Here is a 16,309-nt window from a genome sequence, read left to right as displayed (position 1 = left end):
CTTCGTCGGCGAGGCCGCGCTGAAAGCAGGCGGCGCGCACAACACCATGAACCAGTTTGCGGCTTAAATGATCAGCGGGCGAGGCACAGTCGCCTCGCCCGATCCATCATGACGGCACTTGCAAGAGTGGCTTGCGCACTTCACAGCGCAAGCCGCTCTCGCTTTATGAGGGCTAGCCTTGGGCGAGGTACTGCTTGGCGAGGATCTTGCCCTCCTCCACGGCCGGCTGATCGAACGGGTCGACGCCGAGCGCATAGCCGGCGAGGATTGTCTCCAGCATAAAATGCATGAGGAGTTCGCCCACGGCGCGCTCGTCGAGCTTTTCGATATGGATCTGCCGGGTCGGGCGGCCATTCTTCGCGAGCGTATCCGCGGTGGCGCGCCCCTGCGCCGCGACGAGGTCGCCGATGTGCTTGCCGCCAAAGCCCGGCTCGCCGGCCCGCTTGGCGAGCTTTTCGTCCATGAGCGGCCCCTGCCCGGCCACTTCCGTGGTCATGACCGTGAAGAGCTTGTCGTTGGGGCCTGCGAGATAGAGCTGGAGCTGGCTGTGCTGGTCCACCGGCCCGATGGCGGCCACCGGCTGCGTGCCGTGACCATCCTTGCCGATGCTCTCGGCCCAAAGCTGGACCCACCAGCGGGTGAAGCGCTCGAGGCGGTCCGCATAGCCCATGGCCACGGTGATGCCCTTGCCGTCCCTGGCCATGGCGACGTTGAGAGCAGCCCCCAGGGCAGCAGGCGCATCCTTCGCTGCAGCGCCGTTGCGGAGGGGTTCATAGGCATCCGCCGCGCCCTGACGGATGGCCGCGATGTCGAGACCGAGCACGGCGGCCGGCAGCAGGCCCACATTGGTGAGCACCGAATAACGCCCGCCGATGCCGGTGTGATGTTCGAGGAAGCGCACGCCTTCGGGCTCCAGGAGATCGCGCAGGGCGTTGCGCCCGCCGTCCTTGCGGGGCTCGGAGAGACCAAGGAAAAGGTCCTTGGGATGCGCGCGCAGGCCAGCCTTCTCCAAGGCCGTGAGCACGGCGATCGTCTGCATCAGGGTCTCGCCCGTGCCCCCGGATTTGGAGATCGACACGAACTTGGTCGAGGAGAGCGGCAGCTTGTGGAGCACCCGATCGAAGGTGATGGGGTCGAGATTGTCGAGGAAGTGAACCCGCGGGCTCTCGGTGAATCGCCCGGCACCCGGCACGGCGTAATCTCTCAGCTGGGCCAGGGTCTGGCCGCCGAGGCTCGATCCGCCCGTGCCGAGGAACACCACGTCCGTGGCCTCATCCCGCAGGAAGGCCGCCGCCTCGCGGATGCTCGCCAGATCCTCAGTGGTGCGGGGCATGTGAAGGAGAGGCAGCCGGCCCGAGGCATCATCCTCCGCCAACCGTTTCACGGCCTCGCCCACAAGCCCAAGCGCTTCATCCAGCGCACCCTGCGGCAGACCGCCCTCCCCGATATTGGCTTTTAGGGTGAGATCGATCGATTGCTGCAGGGCCATAGGCATACTCCGACTCGGTGCAAGATGGAGCGCAAGATTAGGGCACCGAGAGGGGCGCGGCTAGAGTCGAGCCGAAAGCCATTGCTCAAGCGCCTGACCAAGACGAGGATCACAGCTGTTGGCGGGGGATCGGGTCTCCAGCCGACGATGTCAGGCTCACACCCCGGTCGGACGCCCCGCAATCACGGTGAGCATCCGGCCGTCGCCGAAGATGCGCTCGGCGGCTTTGCGGATGTCGGCCTGGGTCACAGCGCCCACGAGCGCGTTGCGGCGGGCGATGTAGTCGATGCCGAGGCCCTCGAAGGCGATCTGGGCCAGGGTATGGGCGATCTTGGTGGAGGTGTCGAAGCCGAGCGCGTAGGAGCCGATGAGATAGTCCTTGGCCTTCTGCAGCTCCTCGTCGGAGGGACCTTCGTTCGTCAGCTTCGCCATCTCGTCGGCAATGACGTCGAGGGCCTCGACGACGCGCTCGTTCTTGGTGGCGGTGTAGCCCCAGGTCATGGCGGCGGAGCGGTAGCTCACGAGCGACGTGCCGACGCTGTAGGCAAGACCGCGCTTCTCGCGCACCTCCTGGAACAGGCGCGAAGTGAAGGCACCGCCGCCAAGGATGTGATTGAGCACGTAAGCAGGGATGAAGCCCGGATCGCTCCACGTGATGCCGTTCATGCCGAAGCGGATGACCGATTGCGGCACGTCGAGATCGACCACGATGCGCGAGCCGATCTTCTGCAGCGTCGCAGGCTCGATGATGCTTAAGGGCTTGGCTTCCGGCAGTGAGCCGAACACCTTGTCGAGCAGAAACGAGAGATTGTCCGAACCGATCGATCCAACCACGGCGACCTTGACGCGACCGCGAGCGATGATGGCCCGGTGCATGGCCACGAGATCGTCCCGCGTGATGGCCGCGACACTTTCCGGCATGCCGGACGTGGGCAGGCCATAGGGGTGACCGGCAAAGCCTTCCTCGAAGAAGCGGCGCGTTGCCATCACGCCCGGATCGTTCTGCTGGTACTTCAGGCCCGCGATGGTCTGGGCGCGGACGCGCTCGATGGAATCCTGATCGAAGCGGGGCTCGGCGAGCGCGAGGCGCAGCAGCTCGAAAGCCTCGTCCGCATGCTTGACCAGCGTCTTCAGCGAGCCGCCGAGGGCATCGTTGCCGGCGTTGAAGGACAGTTCGATGGCATGCGCAGCCAGGCGCTCCTGAAACGCGTCCGAATCGTACTCGCCCGCGCCTTCGTCGAGCAGGCGCGCGAGCATCTGCGCTACGCCGGGCTTGTCAGCCGGATCATGGGCCGAGCCGCCTTCGAAGATGAAGGAGACGGCAATGAGCGGCACCACATCGGACTCGACGTGCCAGGCCTCGACACCTTTGGCCGAGGTCAGCGCCTTCACCTGGGTCGGGGACGAGGACAGGGTTTCGACGGAAGCTGTCATTGTTACCTCGGATTCTGGGGCAGGCGGCTTAAGAAGCCGACTTCTGCAGGTAGCCCGTCACGGAACGGCGGGGGACGAGATAGCGCTCGGCGGCAGAGGCGAGGTCGTCCTTGAGAACGGTTTCAATCTCGACCGGCCAGCGGCGTACCTCCTCGATGGTCTCGCCGATGGCGAGCGCCGAGCCGTAGATGCGGGCGAGCGAGGATTGGCTGTCGGTGGAATAGATCGTCTCGGCCACGAGACGCGTCTTGGCGCGCTCGATGGAATCCGCATCCAGGGCCTCGGACGGGACCGTCTTGAGCACCTGATCGACGGCCTCTTCCAGCGCTTGGAGCGACACGCCCTCCGCCGGCACTGCATAGACGCAGAAGCGGGTGTCCTCCATGGCGGAGGACATGTACCAGGCGCCTGCATTCACCGCGATGCCGCGCTCCATGACGAGCTTGCGGTATAGATAGGAGGTTGGGCCGCCGCCGATCACCTCGGCGAGGAGTTCGAGCGAATAGCAGTCGCGCTGCGATGCCGTTCGGCAGGACGGCACGAGATAGAGGCGCTGCAGGGTCGGCTGCTCGACCTTGGGGTCTGCGACCGTGACGTGGCGAGCTGCCACGGGCTCCGGCTCCCGCGGACGCACACGAACCGGGCGCTTGCCCTGCGGCGCGATGCGGCCATAGGTGGTGTCGGCGAGGCGCCGCACCTCGTCCTCGGTCACATCACCGGCAACCACGAGGATGCCGTTCTCGGGCGTGTAGAAGCGGCGATAATAGTCGAGCGCATGATCCCGGTTGAGGGTCTCGATCTCATGCATCCAGCCGATGATCGGAATGCCATAGGGGTGGTGCACGAAGAGGGAAGCGGCCATGGCTTCCGAGAGCTGGGCCGACGGATCGGTCTCGACGCGCATGCGGCGCTCTTCGAGCACCACGTCCCGCTCGGGACCGATGACGGATTCCTCGAGAAGGAGGTTCGTCATGCGGTCGGCCTCGAATTCCATCATGGTCTTGAGGTTCTCGCGGGCCACGCGCTGGAAGTAAGCCGTGTAGTCGAAGGAGGTGAAGGCGTTCTCCTGGCCGCCGAGGCCGGAGACGACCTTCGAGAACTCGCCGGCCGGGTGCTTCTCCGTTCCCTTGAACATCAGGTGCTCGAGAAAGTGCGCAATGCCCGACTGGCCGATCGGATCGTCCGCCGAACCGTTGCGGTACCAGATCATGTGAGTGACCACGGGAACGCGATGATCCGGGATGACCACGACATCGAGGCCGTTATCGAGGGTGAAGGAGGACAGGTTCGGGCCACTGCCTTCCGTCCGCCCGAAGGATGCGGCGTCGGCGCGAAGAATGGGCTTAGAGGCAGTGTCCATGATGTTTCAACCTTGGCGACATCAGATCGTTTCGCAGGATCAGACCTACGGGAATAGTCAAATTAGGGGGGTACGCAAGCGAGGCAGCGAAACTTTCCGGTGGGGAGGCAATTTGCGCCGGGAGCCGGAACCAGGCTTGGCCTTTCAGGCCCCCATAATGTTTTCAGGCGAAGCGGGGGATACCGTTCGCCTGAAAATAAGAGAAGTTATGCTGGTTATTGCCGACGCTCTTGCTGCTGCTTGAGATAAGCCTGAGGGCTGTCGGGATCCCCATTGACGATCGGATCGGCGGAAGCCTTGAGCCGGCCATTGCCCTGAGCCTTGAGCAAGGTGCCCGGAGGGTCGCTGAGATAGCGGCGCTCCAGACCATCGCCCGACAGCTTCACTTCCTTGTCCTTGGAGAAGGAGCGCAGCTCGTCAGGCGTCATAATGCTCTTGTCGAGTTCACGACCCGCAGGGGCCGGAACGCCTTTGGCGTAATTGTCCGGGTTGCGGCCTGCGCGGATCTCCTCGATGGAGAGAGGCCTGCCCTCGGAGTTCTTGTACAGCTCGGAGCTGGTATAGGGCGTCCGCGCCTCGCGGGCTTCCTTGCGGCGGGCTGCCACGTCGGGATCCCTCGGCCAGTTGCCGTTGCGCGCCTCAACACCGCCGCCCGGTGCGGGAGCCGGCAGCTCCATCTTCGGCGGAAGGACGAGCGGAGCCCGTTCGTTGTAAACGATCGGCGCCTTCTCTTTGGGAATGATGCCGATGCTGCCGAGGAGGCTCTTGACGGCTTCACCCTCCTGCGCCGAAGCGCCGGAGGCAGCGACCAAAAGCGCCAGGGCCCCCGCACGGCCGATAATCTTCATTCCCTTCATGGCACCCACCATTTGGTTTCTCGTTGTGGCCGGAAGGCCTGATCGCTCATTCTGGCGAACATATGGCAGCTGGGCACCAAAGCGTAACTTTATCGCGCCCGCCGTCCTTCCAGGAGGAAGGAGTCATAAAGCAAACCGACCACCCCCGCAACGATGGCCGCATCGGCCACGTTGAACACGTACCAGGACCAGGATCCGATGTGGAACTGGATGAAGTCGAACACGGCGCCATAGGCCAGCCGGTCGATGACGTTGCCGATGGCTCCGCCGACGATCAGGCCGAGGGACGCCGCCAGGAGCTTGGCCGTGGTGCGGCGGATCCATACGGACAAGGCAACCGAGGCCAGGATCGAGACCACGATCAGCGCCCAGCGGCCCAATTCGGAGTTCTGCTGGAACAGTCCGTAGGAAATGCCGCGGTTCCAGACCACGATCAGGTTGATGAAGGGGGCGAACTCCACCGGCTCCTTCACCGGCAGGTCGAAGACGAACAGGGTATAGAGCTTGGTCGCCTGATCGAGGACGAGCGTGATCACGGCTGCGGAGAAGCCGAGGATCGCAGCCGCCGAGAATCCCTTCCGCGCTGCGCGGCCCTTGCCTGAGTTTTTGGGAGTGCGCGGACGCGCCGCAGCGCGCGAGCGCTGCGGGCCGGCCTGGGACGCCCCGCCTGCCTCCGGCAGCGGCGCGCCGGACTCGTCGGCCTTGCTCATTCCGCCGCCGCCTTCAACCGGTCCCACTCCCGCAGCGCGGCCGCATCGCGGGGCGTGACGTCCGGATAATCCGGATCGCTGCCCACCTCCAGCGTCACCTTCCACGAGCGGGCGCATTTGCGACCCTGCGCAAGAGCCGGCACGACGGCCACGCCCTTCACGTCCTCGAGACGGAAGGCGTCGGCCGGTCCTTCGCCCTGCACCACCTGGATGCCGGACGTGATGGAGATCTCGGCAAGGTCGAGGCCCTGCACGGCCTTGAGCAGGCTCTCATCGGCGATGTGCACTACAGGAGCGGCCTCCAGGCTCGCGCCGATGCGCTTCTGCGCACGCTCGATCTCCAGCGCGCCGGTCACGACGCGACGCACGCGGCGAACCTTTGCCCAGCGTTCGGCGAGCGCCTCGTCGCGCCACTCCGCCGGCACCTGCGGGAAAGTCTCGAGATGCACGGATTCGGCGTCCGGATAGCGCGCAAGCCAAGCCTCTTCGGCCGTGAAGGCGAGGATCGGCGCGATCCAGATCGCCACGCAGCGGAAGGTCTGGTCGATCACGGTGAGCGCACTCTTGCGCACCTTGCCGGAGATCGGATCGCAATAGAGCGCGTCCTTGCGGATGTCGAAATAGAACGCCGACAGGTCCGTCGTCATGAACGAGGTCAGCAGGGCGACCACGCGCTTGTAGTCGTAATTGCTGTAGGCCTCGCGAATTTCGTCACCGAGCTCGACCAAACGGTGGAGCACAAAGCGCTCCAGCTCCGGCATCTCATTGAAGGCAACCTTGTCGGTCTCGCGGAAATGGGCGAGCGAGCCCAGCATCCAGCGGATTGTGTTGCGCAGCTTGCGGTAGGTTTCCGCCGTCGTTTTGATGATCTCCGGGCCGATGCGCTGATCGTCCCAGTAATCCACGGACGCGGCCCAGAGGCGCAGGATGTCCGCACCGTAATCCTTGATGATCGTTTGAGGCGCGACGGTGTTGCCGAGCGACTTCGACATCTTCCGGCCCTGCTCGTCGAGGGTGAAGCCATGCGTCACGACGATGTCGTAGGGCGCACGTCCGCGCGTGCCGCAGCTCTCGAGCAGCGAGGAGTGGAACCAGCCGCGATGCTGGTCGGAGCCTTCCAGGTACATGACCTGGTCCGGCCCGCCATCGACCTTGCGCTTCACCTTCAGGTCTTCGCGCTTTTCCAGGGCGAAGGCGTGCGTGCAGCCGGAATCGAACCACACGTCGAGGATATCGTTCACCTTGTCGAAATCGCCGAGGGCGTAGCCGCCGGCTTTCAGGAAGCGCGAACCGTCATCCGCATACCACGCATCGGCGCCCTCCTTCTCGAAGGCTTCCGCGATGGCGGTGTTCACACGCTCGTCCTTGAGGATCTCGTTAGTGCCCTTCTTCACGAAGACCGCGATCGGCACGCCCCAGGCGCGCTGGCGCGACACCACCCAGTCGGGCCGGTTCTCGATCATGCCGTTGATGCGGTTCTCGCCGCTCTCCGGCACCCACTCGACGGTCTTGATGCCGTGGAGCGCGCGCTGACGCAGGGTGTCACCCTTATCGTCGAGCGGCTTGTCCATGGAGATGAACCATTGCGGCGTGTTGCGGAAGATCAGCGGTCCCTTCGAGCGCCAGGAATGGGGATACTGGTGCTTCAGCCGCCCACGCGCGATCAGCGCACCGACCTCGACGAGCTTCCTGATCACCGCCTCGTTGGCGCCTGCATCCTTACCCTTGTCGTCGTAGATGCGCTCGCCCGCGAAGAACGGCACGTCGGGGAAGTAGGATGAGTCCGGCGAGACCGTATGCGGCACTTCCTTCGTGCCGCAGGCCGCGAACACATCGCGGTGCTTCACGTAAGTGTTGTAGTCGTCCGCGCCGTGTCCGGGAGCCGTGTGCACGAAGCCCGTGCCTGCATCGTCGGTGACGTAATCGGCCGGCAGCACCGGCACGCCGAAATCCCAATAACCGTTCGCGCCCTCGAGCCCGCGGAACGGATGCGCGCAGCGCTCGAGCATCACCGGGAGCACGTCTTTCACGCGCTCGTATTCGGCGACGCGCGCCGCAGCGAAGACATCGGCCGCGAGCTTGTCGGCGATGACGAAACGGTCGCCGACCTTCGCCCAGTTGTCCTCGGCCGCTTCCGTGACCTTGTAGAGGCCGTAGGCGATGTTCTCGCCATAGGCGATGGCGCGGTTCGCCGGGATCGTCCAGGGCGTGGTCGTCCAGATCACGACGGAGGCGCCGTCGAGATCGCCGTCGAGCGTATTCGTGATCCTGAACTTCACCCAGATCGTGGTGGAGGTCTTCTCGTGATATTCGACCTCGGCTTCGGCGAGGGCCGTCTTCTCGACGGAGGACCACATCACGGGCTTCGAGCCGCGATAGAGCTGATCGCTCGTCGCGAACTTGATGATCTCGCGGGCGATCTGCGCTTCAGCGTCGAAGCTCATGGTCTGGTACGGGTTCGTCCAGTCGCCCTCGACGCCGAGGCGCTTGAACTCCTCGCGCTGCACGTCGATCCACTTCTCGGCAAAAGCCCGGCACTCGCGGCGGAACTCGACGATGTTCACGTCGTCCTTGTTCTTGCCCTTGGCCCGATACTCCTCCTCGATCTTCCACTCGATCGGCAGACCGTGGCAGTCCCAGCCGGGCACGTAGTTGGAATCGAAGCCCAGCATGCCCTGCGAGCGGACGACGAGATCCTTCAGGATCTTGTTGAGGGCATGGCCGATATGGATGTTGCCGTTGGCATAGGGAGGCCCGTCATGCAGCACGAAGCGCGGGCGGCCTTTCTGGACCTCGCGCAGGCGCTCGTAGAGCCTGTTCTCGTTCCATCGCTGCAGGAGCTGGGGCTCCCGCTGGGGCAGGCCGGCCCGCATGGGGAACTCGGTCTGGGGCAGGAACAGGGTTTCGGAATAGTCGCGGGTGGCGCGCTCTAGCTTATCGGTCATGACGGTCAATCAGGTCTTGTGTGGCCCGGGGACAGGCGGGCGCATCAGGCTTCTCTCGAGGGCGAACGGCTAGGATCCCGGACCTTCGCAGCTCATGCGAAAGCCGGGCCGATAATTCGCGCCGCGCCTATCCGGGCCGCCGACAGGGCCTGAGAAACCATGGACATGGGGAGCCTTTTAGCAGCGCCGGGCCGGATAATAAAGCGTGGTGATTTTGGGAGCGGGTCCCTATTTAAGGGCAGGAACCATCCATACAATGTCTCATCAGCGACGGACAGGAAGGATCAGCCCATGGCAGACTCGACCACCACGGCCAGACAGCGCTCCCAGGCAGGCTTCGACCTGACGCCCCCGAACCCCGAACAGCTTCGCGCCCTGGTCGACAACCTCGACGACGAGGAGCGCCGTGTCCTTCTCGAGCACGGCACCGAGCGACCCTTCTGCGGCATCTTCAACGAGGCCAAGGAGAAGGGCACCTATTGCTGCCGCCTCTGCGGGCTGCCCCTGTTCAATGCCGGGGCCAAGTTCGAATCCGGCACCGGCTGGCCGAGCTTCTTCGATCCCATCGACCGCGACCACGTCGCCTTCGTGCGCGACACCAGCTACGGCATGGTCCGCACCGAGATCCGCTGCGCCCGCTGCGAAGGCCATCTCGGGCACGTGTTCCCCGACGGTCCTCCCCCGACCGGCGAGCGCTACTGCATGAACTCGGTCTCCATGCGCTTCGTGGCCGACGGCGATCCGCTGCCTGACGAGTTGGGGCGCGGAGCACCGGAGGGCGAGGTCGCGGGCTAAGACGCCCATGGAGGCTGGATCGCACGGGATGGGCAAAGGGGCAGAAACGGACTTTTATGACCGTCTGCCCGTCTTCGACCATTTTTCCCAGTTGCTGGATCCGGCGCTCTACATGCCCGTTCCGGACAATTGGGAGCTCGGCCTCAGCGACATCGTGAGTTCCACGGCTGCGATTCAGGCCGGACGCTACAAGGAGGTCAACACGGCCGCGGCCGCCGTCATCGCGGCGGTGGCCAACCAGCTGGGCACGAGCGAGTTCCCGTTCGTGTTCGGCGGCGATGGCGCCAGCTTCGCCCTGCCCGACTCGCAATCCGATCTCGCGCGCGACGCCCTGTCCGCCGTCGCAGCCTGGGTGCGGGACGCCTTCGGGTTCGAGCTGCGCATCGCCCTCGTTCCGGTTGCAGAGATCAGGGCTCAGGGCCACGACGTACGCATCGCGCGCTTCGCAGCCTCGCCGGATGTCTCCTACGCCATGTTCTCCGGCGGCGGCATGGCCTATGCCGAGCGCTGCATGAAGGCGGGAGCCTTCGCCATCCCGCCAGCTCCCCCGGGAACCCTGCCGGACCTGACGGGCCTGAGTTGCCGGTTCGACGAGATCAGGCCGGAACGGGGCGTCATCCTCTCCCTGATCATACTTCCCCAGCCTGAAGCGGACATGGCCGCTTTCAATGCCCTCGTCAGTGAGGTGCTCGCCCTGGCGGAGGGCCAGGAGGCCGGGCGTCCGCTGCCGGACAAGGGACCTCCGCTCGCATCTCCGTTCAAGGGCTTCGGGATCGAGGCCAAGACCGTCAGAACGGGCGGATTTCACCTCTGGCCCCTGGCAAAGCTCGCGGCAGGGCGGCTCCTGTCGTTCATGATTTTTCGGACGGGCCGCTCGCTCGGCGGCTTCAATCCTTCGCATTACCGCCGTCAGCTCGTCGAGAATACGGATTTCCGCAAGTTCGATGACGGCCTGCGCATGACGCTCGACTGCAGCCCTGCCCTCGCCGACCGGCTGGAGGCGCTCCTGTCGGAAGCGGAAAAGCAGGGCATCGCCCGATGCGGCCTGTATCGGCAGGAAGCGGCTCTCATGACCTGCTTCGTGCCTTCGCCCACCCGCAGCGATCACATTCATTTCGTCGACGGCGCCATGGGCGGCTACGCCATGGCCGCGCAGGGGTTGAAGCCTGCTGTCTAAAGCATCGTCATCCCGGACGGCGGAAGCCGATCCGGGATCGCAAGACGAGTAAAGCACTGTCATCCCGGGGCCGCGGAGCGGAGCCCGGGATCCATAACCGCCGATGTTACAGAATAAGGCGCGACGCTGCTCGCCTTTTCTTGCGTTGTCGTGGTTATGGATCCCCGCCTGCGCGGGGATGACAGTGGTGAGGTTCCGAGACCATTCTCGTCACACGATCATCGAGACCGTCTTGTCCTCGGCGAGCATCCGCTTCGCCTCGGCCGAATCCCGATCCATCTGCGCAATCAGCGCGTCGATGCCGTCAAAACGCTCCTCTCCGCGGATCCAGCCGACGAACTCCACGTCCATCGTCTGCCCGTAGAGATCGCCGTCAAAATCGAAGAGATGGACCTCGAGGAGAGGAGCGCCGTTGTCGAAGGTCGGGCGGCGGCCGAAGCTCGCGACGCCTTCGACGAGCCGGCCTCCGACAGAGGCCCGCACCGCATAGATGCCGTGCCGCAGGCGGCAATCGTCGGGAAGGCGCATGTTGGCCGTGGGGTAGCCGAGAACCCGTCCGCGCTTGTCGCCGTGGCGCACGTCGGCGCATATGAACCAGCGATAGCCGAGGAGCCGGTTGGCCGTGGCGATGTCGCCCGCCTCCAGGGCGGTCCTGATGGCGCTGGAGGAGACCGGCTCCGTTCCCTCGACGACGGCCGGCGCCACGAGGCAGTCGAGGCCTTGCTCCCGGCACAGCTCGATCATGCGCTCCGGATTGCCCTCGCGCCCGCGGCCGAAATGGAAATCGTGGCCGATCACCACGCCCGACAGCTCCAGTTCATGCGCCAGCAGCTCCACGAAGCCTGCTGCCGTCAGCGCAGCCAGCGCTCCATCGAAGTGTCGCTGAAAGACGCCTGCGAGGCCGAGACGCGCGAAGATCGCCAGCTTCACGGGCTCGGGCGTGAGCCGGAACAGCGGGCGATCGGGCTGGAAGAAGGTGCGCGGATGCGGTTCGAAGGTGACGACCGCAGCGGGCCGTCCGGAGTTCAGCGCCAGCTCAAGGAGGTGCCGGTGCCCGCGATGCACCCCGTCGAAATTGCCGATGGCCGCCATGGCTCCCTTGAGGCTCTCGGGCACAGGCTCGCCATCGCGGCAGATCGCGAATGTGGGGGGCATCACGGGAGAAACCTTGGGACTCATCTGGCCGATATCGGTGCGGGCGCGACCCTGTCGAAATCCGATCCTCGGGTCAAGGGAAGACCCCTGCCCGCGGCAAGCCTCACCAGGACAGCACGTCCGTGAAGGCGGTCGGCCGAGCCGCCTGTCGGCTCACCCAATCCTGCGCGTGGTCGGAGACGAGATCGCCACGATGCAGCCCGAGCTCCTCCGCATGGATGCCACGGGCGATCATCAGGGCATCGATGCCGAAGCCCACGGCTCCCGCGATGTCGGTGCGGATGGCATCGCCGACGGCGAGCACCCGCTCCTTCGGGATCGGACGGCCGGCCAGGTCGGATGCGACGGCAAGAGCCCGCTCGTAGACCGGATGGTGAGGCTTGCCGGCATAGAAGACCTCGCCGCCCATCTCCTCGTAGGCGAGCGCGATGGTGCCGGCGCAGGGCAGGATCATATGGCCGCGCTCGACGATCAGATCGGGATTGGCACAGACCATCAGCAGGTTGCGATCACGCATGGCCTCGAGCTGAGGGCGGTAATCCTCGACCGTCTCCTCCTCGTCGTTGTCGAAGCCGGAGCAGACCACGTAATCCGCCTCCGCGAGGGAGCCGAAGCGCACATCGAGGCCGTTGTAGAGCGGCATGTCGCGGGGCGGACCGATGTGATGGACGATCCTGTCGATGCGCTCCTGGATGGCGAGCCGCGTCAGGTCGCCGGAGGTGACGATGGCATCGTAGGCCGTGCGGGGCACCTGAAACCCGTCGAGCTGCGTCCCGACCGAAGCGCCGGGGCGCGGCGCGTTGGAGACGAGCACCACCTTGCCGCCCTTGTCACGGAACCGCGTGAGCGCGTCGCCCGCGGCCTCATAGGCTTTGACGCCGTTATGCAGCACGCCCCAGACATCGCAGAGGATGAGATCGTAGTTGTCGGCGAGGGGTTGAAGGCCCTCGACGTGCAGGGGGCGGGTTAAGGCGGTCATGGGGTCTCACTCGCGCATCGTGCGGAAAAGTGGACCCGGTTTTCCGGTCCACACGATGCGCACGTCAAGATGATGAGCCCGGCGGGTAGGCTCTAGCGCCTCTCAAGTCAACCGGCGCGCCGCAGACGGGTTGGCGCATCCTCCAGGCCGAAGGGCCGCGGGAGATCCTGCTCGCCGGCGATTTCCGGCTTCACCGGACGCGGGGCCGCGAAGGCGAAGCCCTGCGCGAGCGGCATGCCGAGATCGCTCAGGACAGGCACCATCTCCTCCTGATCCACCCGCTCGGCGATGAGGCGGATGCCCTGGCGGCGCAGCACCGAGGCGAAGTCCCGCACGTCGAGATCAGGCCCGGCACAGAATCCGTCCTCCTGCCCGGCAGCCTTGAGCATCAGATCCGCCGGCAGCTTCATGAAGCGGAGGCCCAGATCGGCCAGCATCTGCGGATCGAACCGCAGGTCGGCGGCGCGGTCGAGGGAGAACGGCACGCCCCGCTCCCGCAGGGTTGCGAGCGCCGCCTTGAGATCGGCATCGAGATGGCGCCAGCTGTGCTGGGGAAGCTCCAGCACGATCCTGCCCAAGGTCTCGGGAGAAGAATCCAGAAGACCGGCCAGAGACCACAGGAAGCCCGGCTCCACGATGGAATGCGCCGACAGGTTCACCCCCACGATGGCGTCGCTGCCGCGGGCCATGAGATGGCGGGCGATGGCCATGGCGCGGATCAGGATCCGCCGGTCGAAATCGGAGGCGCGGCCGGAGCATTCGAGGATGGGCAGGAATTCCGCCGGCGCCAGCAGGGTTCCGTCCGCCAGGCGCAGGCGGGCTAGGACCTCGTAGAAGCGGATCTTGCGCTGCGGCAGCGAGACGATCGGCTGCAGGTGCAGTTCGATGCGGTCAGCCTCGAAGGCCTGGGTCACGAGCCTGATGCGGCTCGTCTCATCGGCTGAAAGCCTGCGGATGGACGGCAGCAGCGACGGCTCGGGAAACCTCTCATATCCGGGCGCTGCCCCTGCCACCAGCATCAAGGCGGACTTGGCAGGCCGCGCAGGCCCGGCCTGAGCGGCACCTTCGGGCTCGCCGGCGGCCCTGGCGAGTTCCCGCAGAACACCGGCCGGCCCCTGGATCCCGGCCCTCGCCGGGGGCGGCACGGGCGGCGCGGCAGGCCCCCGCGCCTGCTCCGGCCCACTGAATTGGGCGGAACCGGGATGAAGCTGCGCCTCAAACTGTCTCCACAGCACGAAAAGCCCGCAGACCACCATCGCGATCAGGAAGGCAAAGACCGGCATGACGAGGCCTGCCTCCATCGGCACATAGGCGGAAACGGCTGCTGTCAGATAGGCCGGCGTGAAGGCGAGCAGAGCCGCCTTCCGGTCCTTCAGGACCGGAGTGATTTTCTTAGTAGTGACCATGGGTGCCCCCGCTCCCCCTTGGCTCGGCGCAGATGCCGAATCAGTCTTAACAGACAGTGAATCAGGGCGAATCGCTCGGCAAGTTTCGCATTCCCGCAATGGACATTTTTGCGCAGCGGCGCGTTGCCTACCCATGGCGCCGGCATAGCCTCTGGAGCGGACGAAAAACCATGGAAGAACCTCGCAAGGATCTCCTGATGCAGGTGGAAGGCATGACCTGCCAGGGCTGCGTCAATTCGGTCACCAAGGCGATCCAGCGCCTCGATCCCGGCGCCAAGGTCGAGGTCGATCTGGACCATGGAAGGGTCCACGTCACCACCTGCGCTCAGAGCATCGAAGTGGCGAAGGCGCTGGATGCGGCCGGCTACGAGGCTCGCGCCATGACCGGTTAAAGCCAGGGTTGCACCCGGTTCATGGCTCTCGACGAACTTCCTTTTGCGGCCTGGGGAAACGGCTGATAGGTTCCGGGCAGTCATTTCGGGGAAAATCATGAGCGCCCAGACATCCAGAGCCGCCAACGATCTCAATGCACCCAACGATCTGGAGGCCTGGTGGCTTCCGTTCACGGCGAACCGCTCCTTCAAGCAGCGTCCGCGCATGATCGCCCGCGCCAAGGGGATGTACTACTACACTCCCGAAGGCCGCGAGGTGATCGACGGCGCCGCAGGCCTCTGGTGCTGCAACGCGGGCCACAACCGGGACGAGATCACCCAGGCCATCCAGGCCCAGGCGCAGGAGCTCGACTATTCCCCGGCCTTCCAGTTCGGCCATGCGGGCGGCTTCGCCCTTGCCTCGCGTCTCGCGCAGCTCGCGCCCGGCGACCTGAACCACGTCTTCTTCTGCAATTCGGGGTCCGAGGCGGTGGACACGGCCCTCAAGGTTGCTCTCGCCTACTGGAACGTGAGGGGCCAGGGCAGCAAGACGCGCCTTATCGGCCGCGAGCGCGGCTATCACGGCGTCGGCTTCGGCGGCATCTCGGTGGGCGGCATCGTCAAGAACCGCCAGTTCTTCGGCTCTCTGCTGGCGGGCGTCGACCACCTGCCCCACACCTACAACCGCGAACAGCAGGCCTTCTCCCGCGGCGAGCCCGAATGGGGCGCGCACCTCGCGGACGAGCTGGAGCGCATCGTCACCCTGCACGACGCCTCGACCATCGCAGCCGTGATCGTCGAGCCGATGGCGGGCTCCACCGGCGTGATCGCGGCTCCCAAGGGTTATCTCAAGCGCCTGCGCGAGATCTGCGACAAGCACGGCATCCTGCTGATCTTCGACGAGGTCATCACCGGCTTCGGCCGCCTCGGCACCGCGTTCGCCGCCGAGCGCTACGGCGTCGTCCCGGACATGATCACCTTCGCCAAGGGCGTCAATTCAGGCACCGTGCCGATGGGCGGCGTGATGGTGCGCCAGGGGCTCTACGACACCTTCATGAAGGGTCCGGAGCACGTGATCGAGCTGTTCCACGGCTACACCTATTCCGGCCATCCGCTCGCCTGCGCCTCCGCGCTTGCCGCCCAGGACATCTACCGCGACGAGAAGCTGTTCGAGCGGGCGAAGACCCTGGAGCCGGTCTGGGCCGATGCGATCCACGGCCTCAAGAATCTGCCGAACGTGCTCGACATCCGCACCATCGGCCTCGTCGGCGCCATCGACCTCGCCTCCCGTCCCGACGCGGTCGGCGCCCGTGCCTTCGAGGCCATGGACCGCGGCTTCCAGGAGCACGGCATCATGATGCGCATCACTGGCGACACCATCGCCCTCTCCCCGCCGCTGGTCATCACCGAGGCGCAGATCGGCGAGATCGTCGACAAGCTCACCAAGGTGATCAAGGCGGTGGCGTAAAAGCCATATCCCAAGCGAAGTCATTCCGGACGGCGGAGCCGATCCGGGATCGGCTGCAGGACAGGACGCGGATGCCCTCCCCCCTGTGCGGGGGAGGGTGGCGAACGAAAGTGAGCCGGGAGAGGGGACGTCATCGGTCTCGCACTGCCCCTCTCCCGACCCT

Annotated in this window: 13 protein-coding genes; 4 read left to right on the top strand and 9 right to left on the bottom strand. The window is 65.5% G+C overall.

Annotated features, from left to right (window positions below; translation table 11 throughout):
• Positions 1–172 precede the first annotated feature (172 nt).
• The 6 genes from ILT44_RS27815 to ileS form a co-directional block, all read right to left on the bottom strand.
• The gene (locus ILT44_RS27815; RefSeq protein ID WP_204242860.1) at positions 173–1,489 is read right to left on the bottom strand and encodes a phosphoglucose isomerase-related protein; all 1,317 of its coding nucleotides are present in this window, start codon (positions 1,487–1,489) and stop codon (positions 173–175) included.
• Positions 1,490–1,645: 156 nt separating this feature from the next.
• Positions 1,646–2,923, bottom strand: a complete 1,278-nt coding sequence (locus ILT44_RS27810; protein WP_204242859.1) for a M16 family metallopeptidase — start codon at positions 2,921–2,923, stop codon at positions 1,646–1,648.
• A gap of 28 nt (positions 2,924–2,951) precedes the next feature.
• Positions 2,952–4,283, bottom strand: coding sequence for a M16 family metallopeptidase (locus ILT44_RS27805; protein ID WP_204242858.1), 1,332 nt, complete (start codon positions 4,281–4,283; stop codon positions 2,952–2,954).
• 215 nt (positions 4,284–4,498) lie between these two features.
• A complete protein-coding gene (locus tag ILT44_RS27800) occupies positions 4,499–5,140 on the bottom strand; it encodes a hypothetical protein (protein ID WP_204242857.1) in 642 nt (213 codons plus the stop codon).
• Between the two features lie 89 nt (positions 5,141–5,229).
• Entirely contained in the window at positions 5,230–5,697 is a 468-nt protein-coding gene (gene lspA, locus ILT44_RS27795; RefSeq protein ID WP_307826712.1) for a signal peptidase II, read from the bottom strand.
• Positions 5,698–5,846: 149 nt separating this feature from the next.
• A complete protein-coding gene (ileS, locus tag ILT44_RS27790) occupies positions 5,847–8,795 on the bottom strand; it encodes an isoleucine--tRNA ligase (protein WP_204242855.1) in 2,949 nt (982 codons plus the stop codon).
• A gap of 291 nt (positions 8,796–9,086) precedes the next feature.
• Here ileS and msrB point away from each other — a divergent pair, with 291 nt between their 5' ends.
• Together msrB and ILT44_RS27780 are read left to right on the top strand one after the other, a co-directional pair.
• On the top strand, positions 9,087–9,590 hold the full coding sequence (gene msrB / locus ILT44_RS27785; protein WP_204242854.1) for a peptide-methionine (R)-S-oxide reductase MsrB: 504 nt from the start codon (positions 9,087–9,089) through the stop codon (positions 9,588–9,590).
• A gap of 28 nt (positions 9,591–9,618) precedes the next feature.
• Positions 9,619–10,767, top strand: coding sequence for a DUF3095 domain-containing protein (locus ILT44_RS27780; RefSeq protein WP_204242853.1), 1,149 nt, complete (start codon positions 9,619–9,621; stop codon positions 10,765–10,767).
• Between the two features lie 210 nt (positions 10,768–10,977).
• Here ILT44_RS27780 and ILT44_RS27775 read toward each other — a convergent pair whose 3' ends face one another.
• The 3 genes from ILT44_RS27775 to ILT44_RS27765 form a co-directional block, all read right to left on the bottom strand.
• Positions 10,978–11,922: a bifunctional riboflavin kinase/FAD synthetase gene (locus ILT44_RS27775; protein ID WP_204242852.1), complete on the bottom strand. Its 945-nt coding sequence runs from the start codon at positions 11,920–11,922 to the stop codon at positions 10,978–10,980.
• A 103-nt stretch (positions 11,923–12,025) separates the two neighbouring features.
• Positions 12,026–12,901 (bottom strand): TIGR01459 family HAD-type hydrolase, encoded by an 876-nt coding sequence (locus tag ILT44_RS27770; RefSeq protein ID WP_204242851.1) that lies wholly within the window; start codon positions 12,899–12,901, stop codon positions 12,026–12,028.
• A gap of 107 nt (positions 12,902–13,008) precedes the next feature.
• Positions 13,009–14,307 (bottom strand): EAL domain-containing protein, encoded by a 1,299-nt coding sequence (locus ILT44_RS27765; RefSeq protein ID WP_204242850.1) that lies wholly within the window; start codon positions 14,305–14,307, stop codon positions 13,009–13,011.
• A gap of 170 nt (positions 14,308–14,477) precedes the next feature.
• On the opposite strand from ILT44_RS27765, the gene ILT44_RS27760 reads away from it, so the two are divergent.
• A complete protein-coding gene (locus tag ILT44_RS27760; RefSeq protein WP_204242849.1) occupies positions 14,478–14,699 on the top strand; it encodes a heavy-metal-associated domain-containing protein in 222 nt (73 codons plus the stop codon).
• Between the two features lie 97 nt (positions 14,700–14,796).
• Positions 14,797–16,146, top strand: coding sequence for an omega-aminotransferase AptA (aptA, locus tag ILT44_RS27755; RefSeq protein ID WP_204242848.1), 1,350 nt, complete (start codon positions 14,797–14,799; stop codon positions 16,144–16,146).
• Positions 16,147–16,309: the final 163 nt, after the last annotated feature.

The organism is Microvirga arvi, assembly GCF_016892765.1.
Taxonomy (GTDB): Bacteria; Pseudomonadota; Alphaproteobacteria; order Rhizobiales; family Beijerinckiaceae; genus Microvirga; species Microvirga arvi.
The sequence above is the reverse complement of the archived record's forward strand: the minus strand, read 5'-3'. Positions and strand labels throughout refer to the sequence as shown.